We start from the raw sequence: 18,294 nt of genomic DNA on the forward strand, positions 1-18,294 counted from the left end.
ATTCATCCAGGTACATAATACCAAATTCCACCCTCTTTGCAATATCCCAGAGCGGGGAAAGTGCAGACGTGCTTGAGGCAGTCTCCATAGGAAAAGCAAAGAATGCAAAGATACTGTCCATGGTAAACACAAAGAATTCTGCACTTGCACGGGAATCCATATTTTCAATAGGGCTTAACTGCGGCCCCGAGATAGGCGTTGCCGCAACAAAAAGCTTTACTTCCCAAATGGCAATACTTTACAAAATTGCAGACAAGCTGTGTGACGGATGTCTTGCTGTAGATTTTAAAGCAATCTCCAAGGCATATGCTGAGATTCTGTCAGACACATCCAAAATCAAGGAATTGTGCAAATCCATTAAAAACATTTCAAACCTTTTTGTCATTGGCAGAGGAATTCATTATCCGCTGGCAAAGGAGGGGGCGCTAAAAATAAAGGAAATCACATACGTTCACGCAGAGGGAATTGCCGGAGGCGAACTCAAGCACGGTCCCCTTGCACTGATGGATTCCTCAGCCTATGTCATCATAATCAACCCTGATGATGATTCCCATGTGGACAACATCAGCAGCATGCACGAGATAAAAGCACGCGGTGCCAAAGTCATCGGCATTTCCAACATACATAACCCCAACTATGATTACTGGATTGAGATTCCTACCATAAGCAAGGAATTCTATCCGTTGATTGAGATAATCCCTTTGCAGCTTATCGCGTATTATCTTGCTTTGGAGAAGGGAGTTGATCCTGATTTTCCAAAAAACCTTGCCAAATCTGTCACTGTCAAATGACAGAATATTTGACAAGTTTCAGATGTGACTGCAGAATCTTTTCAAAGGGATGATAAGTAAATTAAAGCCAATAGAAATGCCTCATGATTGTAATTGTTACTGTGATAATTATCATAATTAAACATTATTGGGAGGTGTACCACACCTTGACTGAAATAGTTGGTAGTGCAGCAGATGAGAAATTTTATCACAATTAACATCATTTGGAATCAATCTATCAAAGGTGTACAAAAACCTCTCATCTGATGACATGGTAAATCTGACCATAGAGAGAAAAGAGGGAGGTTAATTCCACGGATTCCATTTCAATTAATATTGGTAAGTACACCTGACGCTCACCTGATGACAGGTTTATCGTATATGATGACAAAACATAGTATTTTCAATAATCTTATGGTTAATTTTTTATTTATTAATTCTATGTGAAAATGTCTTAAATCATATGGCCAATCTGAATCTTTTCTAGATTCTCCCTGATGAGTTTGCTCTTCTTTACCTCCCTTCTAAAATTAACTAGGTTTTTATTTTTGATATCTTAAATGTAAATATCATGTCTGATGATGGTTTGAAACTATATACTGAAAAATGTAATCAACTCTTGAATGAATCTGAAATTCGCTTTGCTGGAATTGTGGATAAAAATGGCGATCTAATATCTGGGGGCTTCAAAAAAGGTCTTGTGCCTCATGAAGGTGATGAAACACGTCTGCAATCATTTTTAGAATTTGTTTCAAAAGCATCTATACGAAAAGAATACGATGAAAGTTTAGGTCCAATCAACTACCTTGCAGCTCGAAGAGACAAAGCTGTTTTAGTGAGTTTTCCGTTTCCAATCACACAAATTCTCTTGTTAATTTCTGCTGAACCTACTGCCAACATTGAAAGTTTGGCAAAAAAGGTAGTCGAAATTTTTACTGATGTAAATTAGATCGAGATCTTTTCAATCTGACGAATTCTTTAATTATATGTGAATTAATTTAGTCTCTGAACCTGCGTTCATTTTTTGCGTTTTTTGTTATCTATTTTTACATTCTCTAGTTTTACATATGGTTTTGCTACTGTTAATGATTTCACTACTGACAAATCATCATACTCTACTGGGGACTCAATCAAAATTTCTGAAACTGTTGATTATGACCCTGCACTTTTTTCAGTAATTGTTCAAATAGTTACTCCTAGCAGGAAAGGTCTATCTCATATTGATAGTGTTGTGCCAAAAAGTGATGGAACTTTTACAAAAACTATACATGCTGGAGGTCCAACTTGGGATGAAACTGGCAAATACAAAATAAAAATTTCATATGGCGGTAACCTTGAAAATTTAATAGATTATCAAAAAACATCCGATTATACTCCACTACAACCAACTGAACCAAAAAATACTCCAAAAAATTCTTTGACTGAAACACCCCCCACAGATAAAATCCCTCTTGAAAATTTGGATATCTCTTTTACAGAAAATCCAAAAATACGAATTTTGGGATTTCCTTCATTTGATAAATCACCACAATACTATATTGACAGATACAATAATGAACCTGAATACCAATCTTGGTTTGATTCTCAATTTCCGGAACAAACAATTTACAGCGTATTGGGATTTTCCACTTTTATCCCTGATTGGATAAAAGCATATGCGAAGAATTGGGCAGTTGGAGATGTTTCTGATGATGAGTTTATGACGGGCTTGGATTTTATACTTCAAAACAAAATCATAGGGATTCCTAATTTTACATATAATGATTCATCCATAGATCATATCCCATCATGGTTTAGAAATACATCTCATTGGTGGTCAAATGATCTAATTTCTCAACAAGAATTCCTTAATTCAATAAAATATCTAATTCGAGAAGATATTATATTGATTGAATAATTTAGAATACTTTTAATTTGATTCACTATAATCTCTTACATGAAAGCTACATTTGCTGCAGGATGCTTTTGGCATGTTGAAGACCTGCTAAACAAAACAAAGGGGGTAAAATCCACTGCAGTAGGTTACATTGGTGGGCAGATTCCAAATCCAACTTATGAAGAAGTATGTACTGATAAAACAGGCCATGCTGAAGCTGTAGAAGTAAATTATGATCCTGATGAAATTTCTTTTGAAGAGCTTTTAGATGTATTTTGGTCTAATCACAATCCCACCACTTTAAATCGTCAAGGCCCAGATGTTGGAATTCAATATCGCTCTGCAATTTTTTACCATGATGAAAAACAAAAAGAAATAGCTGAAAATTTAAAACATTCTCTTGAAAAGTCAGGAAAATACGATAACCCCATTGTCACTGAAATAGTCCCGGCTCCTATATTCTACAAGGCAGAAGAATACCATCAAAAATATTTCAAAAAGCATGGATTTTCTTAGATTAATTTACAACAACAGCTGGAATTTTTGATGTACGTATAACATAGTTTGAAACGCTTCTAAAAAACATCTCTTTTGCAGAACTACAAGACCCTATGACAATCATGTCAAAATTACCTTTTACCGTGTGCAAGTTTTATTATGTTGTATCCTATTTCTTCTCTTGCAATCTTTTCATTAAACACGATCCCGTTTTAACAGTTAAATTTTTTGCCTCTTCCATGAATTCTTTAACTTTGACATTTAGCACTTTTTCCACCGAGTCTACTCTAAATTCTGAATGGGGGCATAAATTGAGTAAATTCCCGTGATAGGGTTCCACAATTTCTAGCTAGCATAATTGTTGTTTCTAAACATCTTATGGAGTTTTTAGATCCATCCAACGGAACCAAAATTTTTGAAATCTTTTGTTTTATTACAATCTTTCTCAAATACAGATACTAAAAAACATACTTCAAATGTTTGAAAATATCGAATGTCTTTATTGTGACTGATCGACAAATTCCTGAAAACTTATCTAGTCATAACATTTGTTGCTAAAATAATGGAAGAAAAATTCCTCAAAATAGATGGAAATAAAATTCGGTATTTGGAATCTGGTAATTCTAAAAACACTCTTGTCCTACTCCATGGTTTGGGGGCATCAGCTGAGAGGTGGCTAAACGTACTACCACTTTTTTCAAAAAATTATAATGTGATTGTTCCTGATTTGATAGGATTTGGATTAAGCGATAAGCCACTAACGGATTATACTCCTGAATTCTTTTCTGACTTTTTAGAAAAATTTTTTGCACAAACTGGAATTTCTCGTCTGAACTTGATTGGATCTTCATTAGGAGGTCAAATTGCAGCTACTTATACTTCAACACATCCTGATGAAATTGAAAAACTTATTCTTGTTTCTCCTGCTGGGGCAATGCAACAATCAACTCCTGCACTTGATGCATATGTCATGGCAGCACTATATCCTAGTGAAATAACTGCAAAAAATGCATTTGAATTAATGGAGGGTTCTGGAGAAGAAATTCCACAAGAAATTATTACTGGTTTTGTTGAGAGAATGCAATTGCCTAATGCAAAACTTGCATTCATGTCTACTGTATTAGGTTTGAAAAATTCCAAACACATTTCTACAAAACTTGGATCTATTAAGACCCCTACCTTGATAATTTGGGGTTCAGTAGATCCTGTAATTCCTATTGATTATGCAGATAGTTTTGTTTCAGCAATCCAAGACTGTAGATTTTTTAGAATGGACGGGATTGGCCACACTCCATACGTACAAGATCCTGAAACTTTTGCTTCCAAGGCATTAGAGTTTTTGAATGGAGTTTAGATCTGTTTAAATACATCTAATTCCATTCATTACATATGAGTGGTAATCAAAACCTATACGACCCTTCTGAGATGTTTAAATCTTGGATTCAAAAAAGTGGACGTGCTCAAGCAGAATTTATGAAAAATTTTGGTTCTTTGATGACAAATCAATCTGGCCAAACTTTCAATCCTTTAGAAACTCTCAAAGGTGTTTCTGAAACTGCACGACAAACTCAATCTAACATGATGAATAACATGTCTACCATGCAAAGCAAAAGCATGGATACTATGTTTAGCATAGGACAAATGCTTCCTTCTTTCATGAATTGGGGTGCTTACAAAACTACAATCAGTAGCAATGGCAGAATCTCAATTCCTGAAGCTGAACGTAATGCCCTCGGCTTAGGTGATGGTGATTTAGTTCAAGTCATTATTTTACCTATAGCCAAAAAATCAAAAAATAAGGAGGTGAAACAATGAGTAAAAACGAAACAACACAAACAAATTCCAAAGATGTATTTTCTGTATATCAAGAAAATGTTGACAAACTCTTCAACGGTATTAAACAATCAGTACCACAATATCATCAATCAATCACTAATATGCAACAGGAATACCTTCAAGCATATGAAAACGCAATAGATTCATCTATCACACTACAAAAAGAATATGTAAAGAAAATAGGTATTGCAGCAAACATCCCTGAAGCAACATTAAAAGTAATTAATGATACTACAGAAGAATTTGTAAAGGCAGCTTCTATACAAAATCAAATGACCCTTGCAACTATCGATGCAACCCAACAAAACATAAAGACTTTCAACGATAATGCAAAAACATTTGCTGACCTAAACAGAAACATTCTACAATCTTGGATTTCTGCATTCACTACAAAAACAAATTAGTGAATAACCTATTTTTTAATTTTTTCCTTTTTTATGATCTTTCAGCTAACCATTTTCCTAATTCTGGTAAAACTTTCTTTTGAGATAATGAACTAGCTATCATTCCCACATGGCCTGTAGGATACATTCTCAATGTTTTATCTTCACTTCCAATTGCATAGTGTAGAGGCATACTGCACTCTGGTGATACTAGATGATCCCCTACTGCGATTTGTGTGAATGTGGGCATGTCTATTTTCTTCAAATCTATATGTTCTCCCCCTATGTGCATTTTGTTTTGAATTAACAAATTGTCCTGATAGATGTCTTTAATCCACTGTTTGAATAGCTCTCCTGGGATTGGAGGCGTGTCTCCTAACCATTTTTCAACCCTGAGAAAATTGTCTACAAATTTTTTATTATCTATATTTTTGAAAAATTTTACATATTTTTCTATTCCTTGCTCAAATGGCTTTAGCACTGAAAAACAATAATACATGAACTCTGGAGGCATATTGCCGATAGTTTCAACCATCTTATCCACATCCATATGCTTTGCAAGATTGCTTATGACTGTAGTATCTCTCCATCCGTCAATTACCGGTGCTGTGGCAATGTAGTTTTTCACACTTTCTGGATGTAATGCTGTATATGCTGTTGAAATTGTTGCTCCAGTACAATACCCTTGCAATGAAATTTTTTCATTGGATGATTCGTTTTTGATATATTCAACAGCTGAATCCAGGTATCCATTAACATAATCGTCAAAATCCAGATATTTGTCCATGCTGGTCGGCGTTCCCCAATCTAACATGTATATGTCAAATCCTTGCTGAAGAAGATTTCTTACCCAGCTTTTTTCTGGTTGAATGTCTAGTATGTGATATCTATTGATTAATGCATATGATATTAGAAGAGGCGTCTTGTGTTGTTTTTCTGTAAGTGATCTGTAATGCAATAATCTCGTCTTATCTAACTCAAATACCGTATCGTGAGGTGTCACTTCTAAACTGATTTCATCAGGTGCAGACACAAGTTTTGGTGCATCAATTACATTCTTGCTGAATTTTAAAACTTCTTCTATGATTTTTGGATCAATTTTAGATTCACTTTGCATTTTTCTTTGCCTCTCTTTTCTTTAATTCAAGTTCAATCTTCCCTACTCTTTTTTTCAATGAGTGAAGTTCTTTGTAAACTTCATCAATTTCTTCTTTGCTTGGAAGATTTACTGATTGTAAAACTACATTTGCAATGTTGTTCCAATGTTTAGTCAATTCTAATTCTTTTGATACTAATTTTCCATAATTTTCCCCAAATTCTTTTGAATCAAACAATTCGGTAAAATCATTATCAAATATATCGATCCAAATTCTTTTGAATGCTTCAATTTGTTCGACATCTTGTGGGACTACAGGGGCTTTTAGATTTACTTTCTTTTGAGCAACTTCCCATGCATTTGCTAATTGTTTATAGTATTCTGTAAGGTATTGGTTAAACCCCATCAAATCTTCATTGATCTCAATTAATTCTGTAGTTACTTTTTTTGAATTTGCTGCAAATGCCCTCATCGGTCCTGTGGATGTCAAAGCCTGTGGTTTACTGGACATCAAATGTATCAGATCCGTCCAAAACAATGACAGGTGTTTGTAGTAATCCATTGTGGTTTTTGAAGAATCCATCTGCACAGATATCTATAATTACAGAGTGCAATAAATAGTTCGATTGCCAAATTAGACTAAATGTGCTGAATATGTCTTCAAAACACGGGATTGATTTCCAAGATGTGTTTTGGCAGGCTCGTCCATTTTGACACCTTGTACTATGGGAGATTGTAATTTTCTTGAGGATTGGAAGCGATGTTGGTGAGGGTTTAGATATCATTCTTCAAAGTTTATGAAATAATAAAATTCTTCTAAAATCCTTCTTTAAATGCATCATAATCACAACAACTTAATTCTTCTAATCTTACAACCAAATAATGTCTACACAAAGTGTTAGTTGGGATGAGATTGAATCTCTTGTTGAAATTCTTGCTAAAAAAATTCTAAAATTACCGAGAACTTTTTCTAGCATTACTACACTTAGTAGAGGAGGATTGGTTCCCTCACGTTTACTTGCAGACCATCTTGGAATTAAGAAAATCTACGTGGATAAAAAAAAGATTTCATCTGATTCTTTGTTTGTTGATGACATATTTGATACTGGGGATACATTCAATGAAGTGATTCCTAAGGTTGATGATCCTTCAAAATTAGTTTTTGCCACTCTATTTGCAAGACGTGGCAAAAAATATCCTAAACAGATTGTTTATGCTAAAAAAACAAATAACAACGCATATGTAATTTTTCCTTGGGATAAATTAGAGTTTCATAGAATACAAAAATGATGCTTTGTATTTTTAATCATCAAGCATTTTTCTCAAACCTGAACATCTATTTCTAATTGTCACCTCTGTAACTCCTGATGCAATTGAGATATCTTTTTGTGATTTGATTTCTCCTGTACTAATACATGCCAGATAAAGTGCAGCTGCAGCAATTCCCATTGGATCTTTTCCTGCAACCATTCCTAGATCTTTTGCTTGATTTAGAATTGTAATTGCTTTACGTTTACTTTTCTCACTTAAATCTGCAATACTGGCAATCCTTGATACTCCCTTGACTGGATCAACCACGGGCATTTTTAGTTCCAATTCTCTGAAGATCAATCTATAACATCTTGCAACATCTTTTCTTCTGATGTTTATTCCCTTCGCAATATCGTCTAACGTTCTTGGCGTCTCTGTATTTCTACATGATGCATAAAGACATGCAGCAACTAATCCTTGAATCGAGCGACCTCTAACTAATTTTTTTTCCATAGCTTTTCTGTAAATGTAAGCTGCTTTTTCAATAACTGCGTCTGTTAAAGCAAGTTTATCTTTTAATTTGTCCATTTCATTTAGTGCTTGTCTTAAATTTCTGTCTGCAGAAGAATGTGCCTGGCTTCTGCTGTCCCAGGTTCTTAATCTTTCAATTGAGCTTTTTACACTTGCAGACAATGGTTTTCCAGTTGCATCTTTGTTTGCTGCACCAATCACTGTTGATAGTCCCATATCATGCATTGTAAGAGAGGTGCCAGCTCCAGTTCTTGCCTTGTTACCTTCATCGTTTGAAAAGGAACGCCACTCAGCGCCCGTATCTGCAATCTTATCTGTGACTACCAATCCACAGTTACTGCAAAACAATTCTCCTGTGTTTTGATCTGTGACCATTTTTTTATCTCCACATGATGGACATTTTGGCCCTGCAGTCATTGGATTTTTAAGCATGATATTGATAATCCGAAAAATACCTTATTATCAATTTTACATACTATCTGCAGGTTAATTGTGTGTAGGTCAAGCTAACACTCATTCTTGTTTCTTAGAATGTCTGTTGGTTTTACAATCTTAACTTAGACAGTATGATTGAACTAAGCAATTCACGCTTTGGCAAAGTAAAGTATAATGTGAAAGAGGACATACACAGTATCAACATACTGCATGGAGTATGTGAAAATTTTTCGATGTTTCTGTCTGAAACCCACAGAGATCTAGCAGAAAATCTTTCAATAAGATATACCGTCGAACATATAGATAATAACATGATCTGTATGAAATTTGAAAAGCAATTAATTCTTAGAATTATGAGGGTTTTTAGAATTGAGGATAGAGAATTAACCTTACAATCCTATCTAAAATTATGAAATTTTATCTACATGCAAAACATGTGATGTTGTTTCAACTCTCAGAAAAAATTCATGTGAAATTAAGAACAGCAAAATCTATGAAAATAATTTATTATTGTTACGTCACTTTGTTTATCATTCTGGAATTGATGTAATTTCTTCTAATTCTTTTAGTTTTTCTGTAGGTGTAAATGGGTATTTTAAAATTACGTCGTTGATGGATTTTTTATAATTATTTATCATAATGCTGTTTGGTTTTTCTTTTGACGCTTTTTCAAAATGTGTAATTGCTTCTTGATATTATCCTAGGTTTCCAAAACATACTCCCATTCCAGTAAATGAGATAGCATCATTTGGTTTGAGCAGTAGCATTTTGAAGAATCAAGGTTGAACTACATAAAATTACAAATAAAAAGAAACAATTTTTATCTCTTATGTTTAAGCATATTGGATTTTGTTTATACTTTATTTCTAATTGGTACTCTTCCAATGTTTGTTTCAAGGATATCTTACTGACTTCGAGACCTTGGAAAATCTTTAATTGATAATGATTATGTGCTTTTATATTGACAGATCTTGGTACTGGCGAAATCATTTATGAATTACGCAAGAAGATACAAGAAATTCAAACAAGATTAGATGGATTGGGCGAACCTGCGACTGATATCCCTGAAATGATTCAAAGTGCCAATTTACTACGTTTAAACGAATATCTCTCAAAAGCCAATGAAAATAAATCTGAATTGCTAATTGCATATAAACAATATTCCTCTGCCCTTGAAGAGTTATTGTCTTCTGTTTTTGATATCCAAAAAGATCTTAAGGATATTTTGAAAGAACAATCTTCTTTGATTGTAGATTCTTCTAATAAAACAACAAAACCTAAAATAAAATCCAAGAAAAAATAATTTTATTTTGATAAGTGTACAATATCTCCAGCAATAACTTTGTGGGTTTTGCTATTTTCTGTAATTATTAATGCCCCGTCATCATCAATCTTCGTTGCTTTTCCAGTGATCTTTCCATTTGTGGTGTCTAATTCTATATTTTTTCCTATTGTTGATGACCTTTTTGTCCACTCTGAAATAATCTTCTTTGTTTGTTTGGCATTTAATAATTTGTAAATTTTTTCTAATTCTAACAAAAATGTTTGAACAAGTTGTACAGGCTTAATTTCTTGTTTTTCTTTCTTCAATGATGCCACTCCGTAAAAATTAGGAGTTTCTTTAAGTGCTTTTTCAATTTGTTTTACATTGACATCAAAATTAATTCCGACCCCTAACACCAAATTTTCAATCTTGTTTGATTCTAATGATACATCCACTAACATTCCTGCTACTTTCTTGCCTTTTATTGTTAAATCATTTGGCCATTTTAATTTGGGTTTTATAGAAAATATTTTTTCTATTGCAATTGACAATGCAAGTGCTGATGCTATGGGGAATAATGTTGTAATTGAAATGTCAAATTTCGGTTGAAGTATAATTGAAATCCAAATCCCTCCTTTTGGTGAAACCCATTTTCTGCCAGATCTACCACGACCTCCTGTCTGTTTTGCTGCAACTATTACTGCTCCTGCATTTGCAGGATCGTCTGCCATTTTTAATGCCTGATTTTGAGTTGAATCTATTGAATCAAAATAATATGCCTGTTGTCCAATTGTCTTTGTTTTTAAATTCGTAGTAATTTCCCATGGTAGTAATAATTTGGAATTTGAGATTAACTTGTATCCTAACTTTTGTTTTGATTCTACAACATATCCTAATTCTTGAATTTTTTTGATATGTTTCCATACTGCTACTCTACTTATGTGCAACACATCACTCAAGTCTTGACCAGACAGATATTCTGTATTGTGAGTTTGTAAAAATTTTAATACTTTGACTAACCCTGGGTTGTCAAAAGAATTGTAAATCAACTATGATTTATTTTATGTTCAAGTATAAAACACAAACTAGAATCCGATGTCAAAATCAAATCCGCCATCATCCATCCCGCCATCATCCATCCCGCCATCATCCATCCCGCTATCTACGGTATCCGGCATATTTTCAGGCGCAACATAATCAGACATTGCCATGCCCATCATACTGAACATCATAGAAAACATCATCATATCCATTATCCCAAAGAACATCATGGTTGGAATGAATGATTTGTTGTTTTCCATCTCTTCTTTTAGTTTATCTTTGTCTCCTGTTTTGTACAATAGTGACATTTGATTCCATTTTGTTTGAAGCTCATGAACTCTTTCATCTACTTCTTTGTTGCCTTTGTCAGTAGTTGTAATTTCAATTTTTGTCCCAAACCAGCCTTTTTTCTCTTTGGCATGGATGAGGCTTCTTTTTTCTAATTGCTCTAAAATCAAATTCAACTCTTTAGGTTCAATTTGAGTCATTTTTTGGATTTTTTCAAATTTTTTTACCCCGTGTTTTATCGCTCCTAATACTATGAGGTCTTTGGGTTCGGATTCCACATCTTTTTTATTTCGTCTCTATTAAAAAATTCTTTGTTTGTATGATTCAAGTTCAAAAATTATATTCTTGATTCTCTCATGATTTTTGTGGAACAAGATCCTTCCTCTGATGATCGTATTCGTGAAATTCTTTCATTAGAGAAAGTAGTTGTAGTGGGTATGTCAAAAAACTCCTCAAAAGCTGCACACTATGTACCAAAATATCTGGCAGACAACGGCTATGATGTAATTCCCGTAAATCCAACAACTGATGAAATTTTGGGGAAAAAATGCTATAGTTCAATTTCTGAGATTGATGGTGACATTGACATAATTGATGTCTTTAGACCTTCTGATCAAATATTGCCAGTGATACAAGAAGCAATAAAGAAAAAACCTAAAGTAATTTGGCTTCAAGAAGGAATTCATAATTCTGAAGCTGAAGAACTTGCAAAAAAAGCAGGAATCAAAGTAGTTTTTAATCGGTGTATGTTGGCTGAACACCAGAGATTATCACAATGACTGATTTTGAAAATTTTTACCAGGATTTGTTGGAATTTGCAAAAAAATATGAAAATCAAAACATTCCTCTAAAAATAGAAAAAGATCTTGAAAATGACATTGTCAAAATATTTGGCGAGAGAATTTCTTCTTTGGCAAGAGCTCAGAACGGTCTTGGTGATGTAACTGAACTTGCATATACTACTGCAGAACATCATCCTTTTTGGAATTTAATATACAATTGTTCTGAAATCACAAACACTGTGTTGGAAAAATGGAAGTCTTCTCTTTCTGAAGAAGATATTTCGGATATTGAATGGGCAATTAAAGAATTGAATCAAACCTTGGAGAAGATCAAAAAGAAAAAAACTTCCTCTTGCTAGGCAGAGATAAATATTCTGAACTGATAATAATTTCATGCCTATCAAGATTGGATTAATCGGCAAGACTAACACTGGAAAGACCACTTTCTTCAATTCTGCAACTTTATCCTCAGAAGAAATTTCATCATATCCCTTTACCACAAAATCTCCTGTATCTGGTGTTGCACATGCTATTTCATTATGTGTTCATCCGGAATTTAAGATTCAAGACAATCCAAATAATTCTAAATGCCTTGATGGCTGGAGATATATCCCAATAGAACTAATTGATTTGCCCGGTCTGATTAAAGATGCCTGGAAGGGAAAAGGCCTTGGAAATCAATTCCTCTCTATTGCTGCACAGTCTGATGCGTTACTTCATGTTGTAGATGCTTCTGGTGGGATTGATTCAACTGGAAAAATAACTGAAGTTGGAACTGGAGATCCAATTTCTGATTTTGCAGATATAGAAGAGGAATTAACCATGTGGTATCATAAAATTCTAGAAGGAAACCGAGACAAAGTTTCAAAATTGATAAAAACTGGTACTGATGTATTAGATGCTATCACTGATCTCTATCGTGGTATTGGTGTGACTAAAACCCATGTAAAAAATACTTTTCATGCAACAGGTCTTGAAGAAACTGCTTTTGATGATTTCAATATGGTTGACAGCAAAAAATTTGCATCGCATTTACGGAAAATTTCAAAACCCACACTGATTGTTGCAAACAAGGTTGATGTTGAAGGGGCCGACAAGAATTTTGCACGATTGAGAGAAAGATACAAGGATTCTATAATAATTCCTGCCAGTGGAGACAGCGAATTTGTCCTCAGACGCGCAGAACAAAAAGGATTGATAAAATATTCTCCAGGTTCTGAAACCTTTGAAATTACAAAATCTGATGAGTTGAATAAAAAACAACGTAATGCATTGGATTTCATTAAAAGTGAAATTATGGGAGAATATATGAGGACTGGTGTTCAGTTTGCAATCAACGTTGCAGTATTCAAACTCCTTAAGATGAATTCCATTTATCCTGTAGCTGATGAAAAGAACATGGCAGATAAAAAAGGAAGAATCTTGCCAGATCTAATTTTATTAAAAGACGGGGCAACAATTAGTGATCTTGCAAAGGAAATTCATTCTAATTTAATAAAAGGACTTCTTTATGGCAAAGATTTACGATATAATCTTAGACTACCTGTAGATTACCAACTAAGAGATAGAGATGTAGTCTCTCTTGTAAGTGCAGTAAAAAAATAAACTTTATTGCTTTTTACTTCTTGGTTTTGTTCGCAATACGGCCTTACAACAAATACATCTTGTTTCATCGACTTTCAAAAAAATTCCACAGAAAGTACATCTTTTCTGACCTATTTCATACCTGATTTTGTTTGGTACTGATTCTGCCTTGTGCATCTGGCAAATTCCTCTACACGTTCTACCCATTAATTTCACCTCCTATTTTTTCTTTGATTTCTTTGGTTCTGTCTCTGATGGTTACAGCACTAATTCCGGATGCCTCTGAAATTTTGAATTGTGTTACTTTTTCATGATTCATTACTGATGCCAAATTAACCGCAGCTGCTGCCATTGCCATTGGGTTTTTACTTGTTGAGACTTTATTCTGAATAGACAAGTTCAAAATTTTAAATGCCAATCTCTCTGTTTTTTCTGATATGTTAACAGCCTTAGATATTCTGTTGACAAATTCGGTTGGATTGTATGCCTCAGGATGCAAGTCTAATTCTTTTGCAATAAATCTGTAAATCCTTTGCAGATTCTTTTTCTTTATATTTCCTGCATCTGCAACATCTTGAAGTGTTCTTGGCGTATCTGTTAATCTACATGTAGCATAGACTGTTGCACATAGGATAGATGCGGTGGATCTTCCTGCAAGAATTTTTTTAGATGCTATTTTTCTAAACAAATAAGCTGTTTCTTCTATTACTGATTCTGGTAATGCTAATTTTGAACCAATTCCATCTAATAATGTAAATGCTTTTTGAAATGATTTGACTGATATTGCAGAGCGACTATTTCTATCCCACATTCTTAGACGGTAAAACATTCTACGATTTTCATTTGATAGTGATTTACCTGTAGAATCTCTATCTTGAGATTGTATTATTGTAGATAATCCTCTATCTGCCATTTTTAACGATGTCTTCATACCTACTCTTGAATTTGATTGATATTGCTCTGAATTAAGACCTGTAGTTTCTGCAGTTGGGTCTATCATTTTTTCAGAAGATACAGAACCACAACTACTACATGCAATTTCACCCGTATGGAGATCTGTAACAACTAAATTTTTTTTACAATTTTTTTGGTGCACTAATTCTGTATACATGAATAGATCATGGTTTTAAATTATTTAAGCCGGCAATAATTTACTATCTAGTGCTAAAACCTACCAAAAATTGGTTATCTTATATGCATTTTGGCACTAGGTGATTTTTTAATTCTTGTATAAATAAAAGGATTGTAAAGACTATAAATGCCTCACATTGCCCTGGATGGAAAAATTGATCTTTTTGAATTTGCAAATTTTTTTTCACCCATATTTCAAAAGTCTCCATTGATAAAAATTTCTACAATATATGTTGAAAAGAATGGCTTGAATGCGTTACTACCTACGGTTGTTATTGATGAAAGACATCAGGAATATTTTATTCAAATATTGACTACTGAAAATAAAACTACTATAAGATTACTCCCAATTACCGATCCTGTAAAAACTGATGCTGTAAAATCATCTTTGGCAGAAGTCTATTTTTTAATTAAACAATTTGATTCTCAAGTTAATATTTCAAAATCAAATTTGTGGGATTATGTTAAATTGGAAGCTGCATAATGAGAACTTTTAATCTTTTAAGATACAGCAAATTAAATCGGGATATTATTTTTAATATTAGTACAAATGTATCTCAATTCCATAAGATAATGCCAAATTATTTTAAATCTCTAAAAATCATCAATGTTGAAAATTCTGAACAAACTGTTCTTGAAAAAATATCTTTTTTAGGGAAAACTTTGGATGTCATAACTAAACATGTAGTTTTACCTCCTAACATGCACAAAGTATTAATTTTATCTGGCCCTCTAAAGGGAACATCATTTATTGAATATTATGAAATATTTGAAAACGGAACTGAAATTAAGATTTGTATATCCTTGCAGATTAATGGATTTCTAAAACTCATTCCTTTTCTGGATTTAATTTTGGCAAAAAAAATGGATGGGGTTATGAGTAAATTTATTGCCTGCTCTGAGAATTATGCTAAAATAAATTCGGGTTATCATTAATTAGCACTATGACAAAAAATTGGCACTTGTTTTTATATTGAAATTGTAGAATTGAACCATGAGCACCCCCATAATTGTAATTGGTGCTGGCATTGGAGGTCTGACTGCTGCCGCATTATTAGCCGAAAAAGGACATAACGTTCGTGTTTTGGAAAAATCTTCAAAATTGGGTGGCAGAACCGCCTCGATAAAATTTAAAAATCATATTTTAGATAATGGGTTTCATATTATGCCCTTTTATAAAAAATCTGCAATATTTAGTGTATTAAAAAAATTAAAAATTGAATCAAAATTAAAGCTTGCAAAAGTTGATGATATTGCCTTTCATTCTGAAAATGAATTCCATAAATATCCAAAAGGTATGTTGGATTTACTAAATCTTTCTTTATTGCCTCTAAAAAGTAGAATCAAACTTCTGAAATTACTTCTTCCTCTTGCATTTACTTCTATTGAAAAAACAGAATCTTGGGATAATGTTTCTCTGACTAGCATTACTTCCGATTTAGATTCTGACACAAATGCTTTTTTTGAAGCAATATGCATGTTGGCGTTTGCTGACACTGCAGATCATATATCTTTAGGTGAATTCGCAAGAACCATAATCCGAGCCAATCCGTTTAAAGGAGGAACCAGTGAATTCGCATATCCTGCTAATGGTGGGTATGATTCTATCTCTCATGTTTTATATGATTATCTTCATTCTAAAAATTGTGAAATTAAAACAAGACAATCTATTAAAAAAATAATTATTGAAAATTCTAAAGTCACTGGTGTTGTCGTAAGAGTACTATCTGGTGATGATGAATTAATTCGTACAAAATGTGTGATTGTTTCATACCCTGCATATAATGCTTTAAATGAATTATTTGATAAAAATATCATTGAAGAGGGGTTCCTTCAAAAAATTAACAAGTTAAACAAAACCACTTCAGTTGTAGAAGTTCATTTTGCATTAAAATCCAAAATAGATTCTCGCCAAGTGATATTTCCTGTAGGTGATCAATATACTACTAAAGGAATATTCTTCATTTCTAACATTACTCCTTCCGTCTCGCCTCCTGGAGAACATTTGATAATTGCAGGCACTCCTGTTCCTTCAGAAGATACTGATAATCCACAGGAAATTAAAGAGATTGTAAATAAAATGAAAGAGGAAATTTCCTCAATTTACCCTACTTTTAATTCTGAATTAATTTGGGAGCGTCCTATGGCTTGGAAACTTGTGGAATCTGTAGTAAAGGAGCCTGGAAAAGTTTGGAAATCAAAAATGCCTCATAATATACCTGGAATTGAAGGCCTTTTCTTTGTAGGTGATTCTACAATTAGTTATGGAATAGGCACTGATTCTGCAGCACACAGTTCTATTTTATGCGCACCTAAAATCGAATCTTATCTAAGATCATAATCTACTATGCAGTTCTAATTATTTTTGGGAGTTCTTCTAATGTTGAATTAACGACTACCTTTCCATCAAACTTTGGTATTTTTTCTGATTGCATTGCATAACCTCCTATCAGGATGGGAATGTTGTACTCTTCCTTAATTTTCCTAACCAGTCTTTGTCCTGCAGAAATATTGTCTTGTAAAGTAATTGAAACGAATATGATGTCTGGTCTATTATATTCTATAAAACTCATTATTGATTCTGTAGGAAGTGATGTTCCAATATTGTAAATTATGAATCCTTTAATTGATAGATATGTTTCTAAAACATCACAACCTAAATGATGTTCTTCCCCTAATGGCACACATATCAATATTTTTTTCTTATTTGCAGATCCTGAAACTCTATCCATTATTATTTTCACTAATGTTTGTGCGATGTTGCTGGCTACATGTTCTGTTGCTATGCTGATTTTGTTCGTTGACCAATGTTCTCCAATGTCATACATTACTGGTTTTAAGATTTTGTCAAAGAAATCTGCTGAGCTAAAAATTTTGACATACTCTTCATAAATTTTTATCGAGTCTTGTATATTTCCTTCTGTCAATTTCTTGTAGAGTTGTTTTTTTGATTTTTTTGTAGATTCTTCTCTCTTTTTGACATCTTTTGGATTAAATGATGCTAGAACGGATAGCACTTTTGGATCGTTTCTATATTCTATTGGGATGTCGTCTTTAATTACATCTGAGGCTTTTCCAAGATATTTTACAATCTCTTGCTTAGATGTTCTTTTTTTAGAATCCCATACACTTTTAACCAGATATAGATACTGATCTGTTTTTACCTTTTTAGTCCTTATGTAGACCATGGTGATTTTTTCATTAAACACTATTTAACTGGTGCCAATTATAATGAATAGTGCTAATTAACCCTTCATTCTAGATCTGATGATACCCACAGCCTCTTAATGATACTGTGTTTAGCACTAGTATTTTTAATTATCACTAGCTTGAATAATTTAATTATGGAAAAGATTCATGAATTATAAATTGGATAGTCTATTAATTTTGTTTTCTGGAGATCCCAGATAATCATGCCCCAAACCCTGTCCCAAAAAATATTTGTACAATCCTCACCTCATTCAATACTTGTTTCAGGTTCTACTGGTTTTATTGGTTCTAGATTGATCTCTTCACTTTCTTCTCGTG

The 18,294-nt window shown here is 33.3% G+C and carries 24 protein-coding genes; 15 read left to right on the forward strand and 9 right to left on the reverse strand.

The genetic code is table 11. The annotated features are described in order from the left end of the window. From OEW78_RS07050 to msrA, 4 genes are all read left to right on the forward strand, one after another. On the forward strand, positions 1-791 hold a 791-nt coding region (locus OEW78_RS07050), incomplete at its 5' end, for an SIS domain-containing protein (RefSeq protein ID WP_300326122.1). A gap of 550 nt (positions 792-1,341) precedes the next feature. Then, complete coding sequence (locus OEW78_RS07055; RefSeq protein ID WP_300326126.1) at positions 1,342-1,719, forward strand: DUF6659 family protein; 378 nt, start codon at positions 1,342-1,344, stop codon at positions 1,717-1,719. Between the two features lie 84 nt (positions 1,720-1,803). Further along, positions 1,804-2,667 carry a hypothetical protein gene (locus OEW78_RS07060; protein ID WP_300326129.1) on the forward strand — a complete coding sequence of 288 codons (864 nt, stop codon included), beginning with the start codon at positions 1,804-1,806 and terminating at the stop codon, positions 2,665-2,667. A gap of 39 nt (positions 2,668-2,706) precedes the next feature. Further along, complete coding sequence (gene msrA, locus OEW78_RS07065; protein ID WP_300326132.1) at positions 2,707-3,162, forward strand: peptide-methionine (S)-S-oxide reductase MsrA; 456 nt, start codon at positions 2,707-2,709, stop codon at positions 3,160-3,162. Between the two features lies 1 nt (position 3,163). On the opposite strand, the gene OEW78_RS07070 is transcribed toward msrA, so the two are convergent. Beyond that, on the reverse strand, positions 3,164-3,268 hold the full coding sequence (locus OEW78_RS07070) for a hypothetical protein (RefSeq protein ID WP_366523047.1): 105 nt from the start codon (positions 3,266-3,268) through the stop codon (positions 3,164-3,166). Between the two features lie 438 nt (positions 3,269-3,706). On the opposite strand from OEW78_RS07070, the gene OEW78_RS07075 reads away from it, so the two are divergent. Genes OEW78_RS07075 through OEW78_RS07085 form a run of 3 tightly spaced genes read left to right on the forward strand, consistent with a single transcriptional unit; the run spans position 3,707 to position 5,384 of the window. Next, positions 3,707-4,498: an alpha/beta hydrolase gene (locus OEW78_RS07075; RefSeq protein ID WP_300326135.1), complete on the forward strand. Its 792-nt coding sequence runs from the start codon at positions 3,707-3,709 to the stop codon at positions 4,496-4,498. A 35-nt stretch (positions 4,499-4,533) separates the two neighbouring features. Continuing rightward, positions 4,534-4,959 carry an AbrB/MazE/SpoVT family DNA-binding domain-containing protein gene (locus OEW78_RS07080; RefSeq protein WP_300326140.1) on the forward strand — a complete coding sequence of 142 codons (426 nt, stop codon included), beginning with the start codon at positions 4,534-4,536 and terminating at the stop codon, positions 4,957-4,959. Continuing rightward, the gene (locus tag OEW78_RS07085) at positions 4,956-5,384 is read left to right on the forward strand and encodes a hypothetical protein (RefSeq protein WP_300326143.1); all 429 of its coding nucleotides are present in this window, start codon (positions 4,956-4,958) and stop codon (positions 5,382-5,384) included. Before OEW78_RS07080 ends, OEW78_RS07085 begins: the two co-directional genes overlap by 4 nt. A 31-nt stretch (positions 5,385-5,415) precedes the next feature. On the opposite strand, the gene phaC is transcribed toward OEW78_RS07085, so the two are convergent. Then, the gene (gene phaC / locus OEW78_RS07090) at positions 5,416-6,480 is read right to left on the reverse strand and encodes a class III poly(R)-hydroxyalkanoic acid synthase subunit PhaC (RefSeq protein WP_300326146.1); all 1,065 of its coding nucleotides are present in this window, start codon (positions 6,478-6,480) and stop codon (positions 5,416-5,418) included. After that, a complete protein-coding gene (locus OEW78_RS07095; protein ID WP_300326149.1) occupies positions 6,470-7,048 on the reverse strand; it encodes a poly(R)-hydroxyalkanoic acid synthase subunit PhaE in 579 nt (192 codons plus the stop codon). Before OEW78_RS07095 ends, phaC begins: the two co-directional genes overlap by 11 nt. A 293-nt stretch (positions 7,049-7,341) precedes the next feature. Here OEW78_RS07095 and OEW78_RS07100 point away from each other — a divergent pair, with 293 nt between their 5' ends. Further along, entirely contained in the window at positions 7,342-7,749 is a 408-nt protein-coding gene (locus tag OEW78_RS07100; RefSeq protein ID WP_300326152.1) for a phosphoribosyltransferase, read from the forward strand. 12 nt (positions 7,750-7,761) lie between these two features. On the opposite strand, the gene OEW78_RS07105 is transcribed toward OEW78_RS07100, so the two are convergent. Beyond that, positions 7,762-8,673 carry a TFIIB-type zinc ribbon-containing protein gene (locus OEW78_RS07105; protein WP_300326155.1) on the reverse strand — a complete coding sequence of 304 codons (912 nt, stop codon included), beginning with the start codon at positions 8,671-8,673 and terminating at the stop codon, positions 7,762-7,764. A 964-nt stretch (positions 8,674-9,637) separates the two neighbouring features. Between OEW78_RS07105 and OEW78_RS07110 the strand changes: the two genes are divergently transcribed. After that, complete coding sequence (locus OEW78_RS07110) at positions 9,638-9,979, forward strand: hypothetical protein (protein ID WP_300326158.1); 342 nt, start codon at positions 9,638-9,640, stop codon at positions 9,977-9,979. A gap of 2 nt (positions 9,980-9,981) precedes the next feature. On the opposite strand, the gene OEW78_RS07115 is transcribed toward OEW78_RS07110, so the two are convergent. Both OEW78_RS07115 and OEW78_RS07120 read right to left on the reverse strand, forming a co-directional pair. Next, the gene (locus OEW78_RS07115; protein WP_300326161.1) at positions 9,982-10,989 is read right to left on the reverse strand and encodes a biotin--[acetyl-CoA-carboxylase] ligase; all 1,008 of its coding nucleotides are present in this window, start codon (positions 10,987-10,989) and stop codon (positions 9,982-9,984) included. Positions 10,990-11,025: 36 nt separating this feature from the next. After that, positions 11,026-11,547 carry a winged helix-turn-helix transcriptional regulator gene (locus OEW78_RS07120; RefSeq protein ID WP_300326164.1) on the reverse strand — a complete coding sequence of 174 codons (522 nt, stop codon included), beginning with the start codon at positions 11,545-11,547 and terminating at the stop codon, positions 11,026-11,028. Positions 11,548-11,625: 78 nt separating this feature from the next. On the opposite strand from OEW78_RS07120, the gene OEW78_RS07125 reads away from it, so the two are divergent. From OEW78_RS07125 to OEW78_RS07135, 3 genes are read left to right on the forward strand one after another with little or no spacing between them, the layout of a single operon-like run. Further along, positions 11,626-12,048 (forward strand): CoA-binding protein, encoded by a 423-nt coding sequence (locus OEW78_RS07125; RefSeq protein ID WP_300326167.1) that lies wholly within the window; start codon positions 11,626-11,628, stop codon positions 12,046-12,048. After that, positions 12,045-12,410: a hypothetical protein gene (locus tag OEW78_RS07130; protein WP_300326170.1), complete on the forward strand. Its 366-nt coding sequence runs from the start codon at positions 12,045-12,047 to the stop codon at positions 12,408-12,410. The genes OEW78_RS07125 and OEW78_RS07130 overlap by 4 nt, the downstream gene beginning before the upstream one ends. Positions 12,411-12,444: 34 nt before the next feature. Then, entirely contained in the window at positions 12,445-13,656 is a 1,212-nt protein-coding gene (locus OEW78_RS07135) for a redox-regulated ATPase YchF (RefSeq protein WP_300326173.1), read from the forward strand. A gap of 3 nt (positions 13,657-13,659) precedes the next feature. Here OEW78_RS07135 and OEW78_RS07140 read toward each other — a convergent pair whose 3' ends face one another. Together OEW78_RS07140 and OEW78_RS07145 are read right to left on the reverse strand one after the other, a co-directional pair. Beyond that, a complete protein-coding gene (locus tag OEW78_RS07140; protein WP_300326176.1) occupies positions 13,660-13,842 on the reverse strand; it encodes a hypothetical protein in 183 nt (60 codons plus the stop codon). Then, positions 13,835-14,746, reverse strand: a complete 912-nt coding sequence (locus OEW78_RS07145) for a transcription factor TFIIB (RefSeq protein WP_300326179.1) — start codon at positions 14,744-14,746, stop codon at positions 13,835-13,837. Before OEW78_RS07145 ends, OEW78_RS07140 begins: the two co-directional genes overlap by 8 nt. Positions 14,747-14,893: 147 nt before the next feature. On the opposite strand from OEW78_RS07145, the gene OEW78_RS07150 reads away from it, so the two are divergent. The 3 genes from OEW78_RS07150 to OEW78_RS07160 all read left to right on the forward strand — a co-directional run bounded on the left by OEW78_RS07150 (position 14,894) and on the right by OEW78_RS07160 (position 17,107). Then, entirely contained in the window at positions 14,894-15,250 is a 357-nt protein-coding gene (locus OEW78_RS07150) for a hypothetical protein (protein ID WP_300326182.1), read from the forward strand. Positions 15,251-15,339: 89 nt separating this feature from the next. After that, the gene (locus tag OEW78_RS07155; RefSeq protein ID WP_300326185.1) at positions 15,340-15,702 is read left to right on the forward strand and encodes a hypothetical protein; all 363 of its coding nucleotides are present in this window, start codon (positions 15,340-15,342) and stop codon (positions 15,700-15,702) included. Positions 15,703-15,760: 58 nt separating this feature from the next. Further along, complete coding sequence (locus tag OEW78_RS07160; RefSeq protein ID WP_300326188.1) at positions 15,761-17,107, forward strand: FAD-dependent oxidoreductase; 1,347 nt, start codon at positions 15,761-15,763, stop codon at positions 17,105-17,107. A 4-nt stretch (positions 17,108-17,111) separates the two neighbouring features. On the opposite strand, the gene OEW78_RS07165 is transcribed toward OEW78_RS07160, so the two are convergent. Beyond that, the gene (locus OEW78_RS07165) at positions 17,112-17,954 is read right to left on the reverse strand and encodes a cobalamin-dependent protein (protein ID WP_300326191.1); all 843 of its coding nucleotides are present in this window, start codon (positions 17,952-17,954) and stop codon (positions 17,112-17,114) included. Positions 17,955-18,294 lie beyond the last annotated feature (340 nt).

Origin of the sequence: Candidatus Nitrosopumilus sp., from assembly GCF_029882185.1 — an archaeon.
Taxonomy (GTDB): Archaea; Thermoproteota; Nitrososphaeria; order Nitrososphaerales; family Nitrosopumilaceae; genus Nitrosopumilus.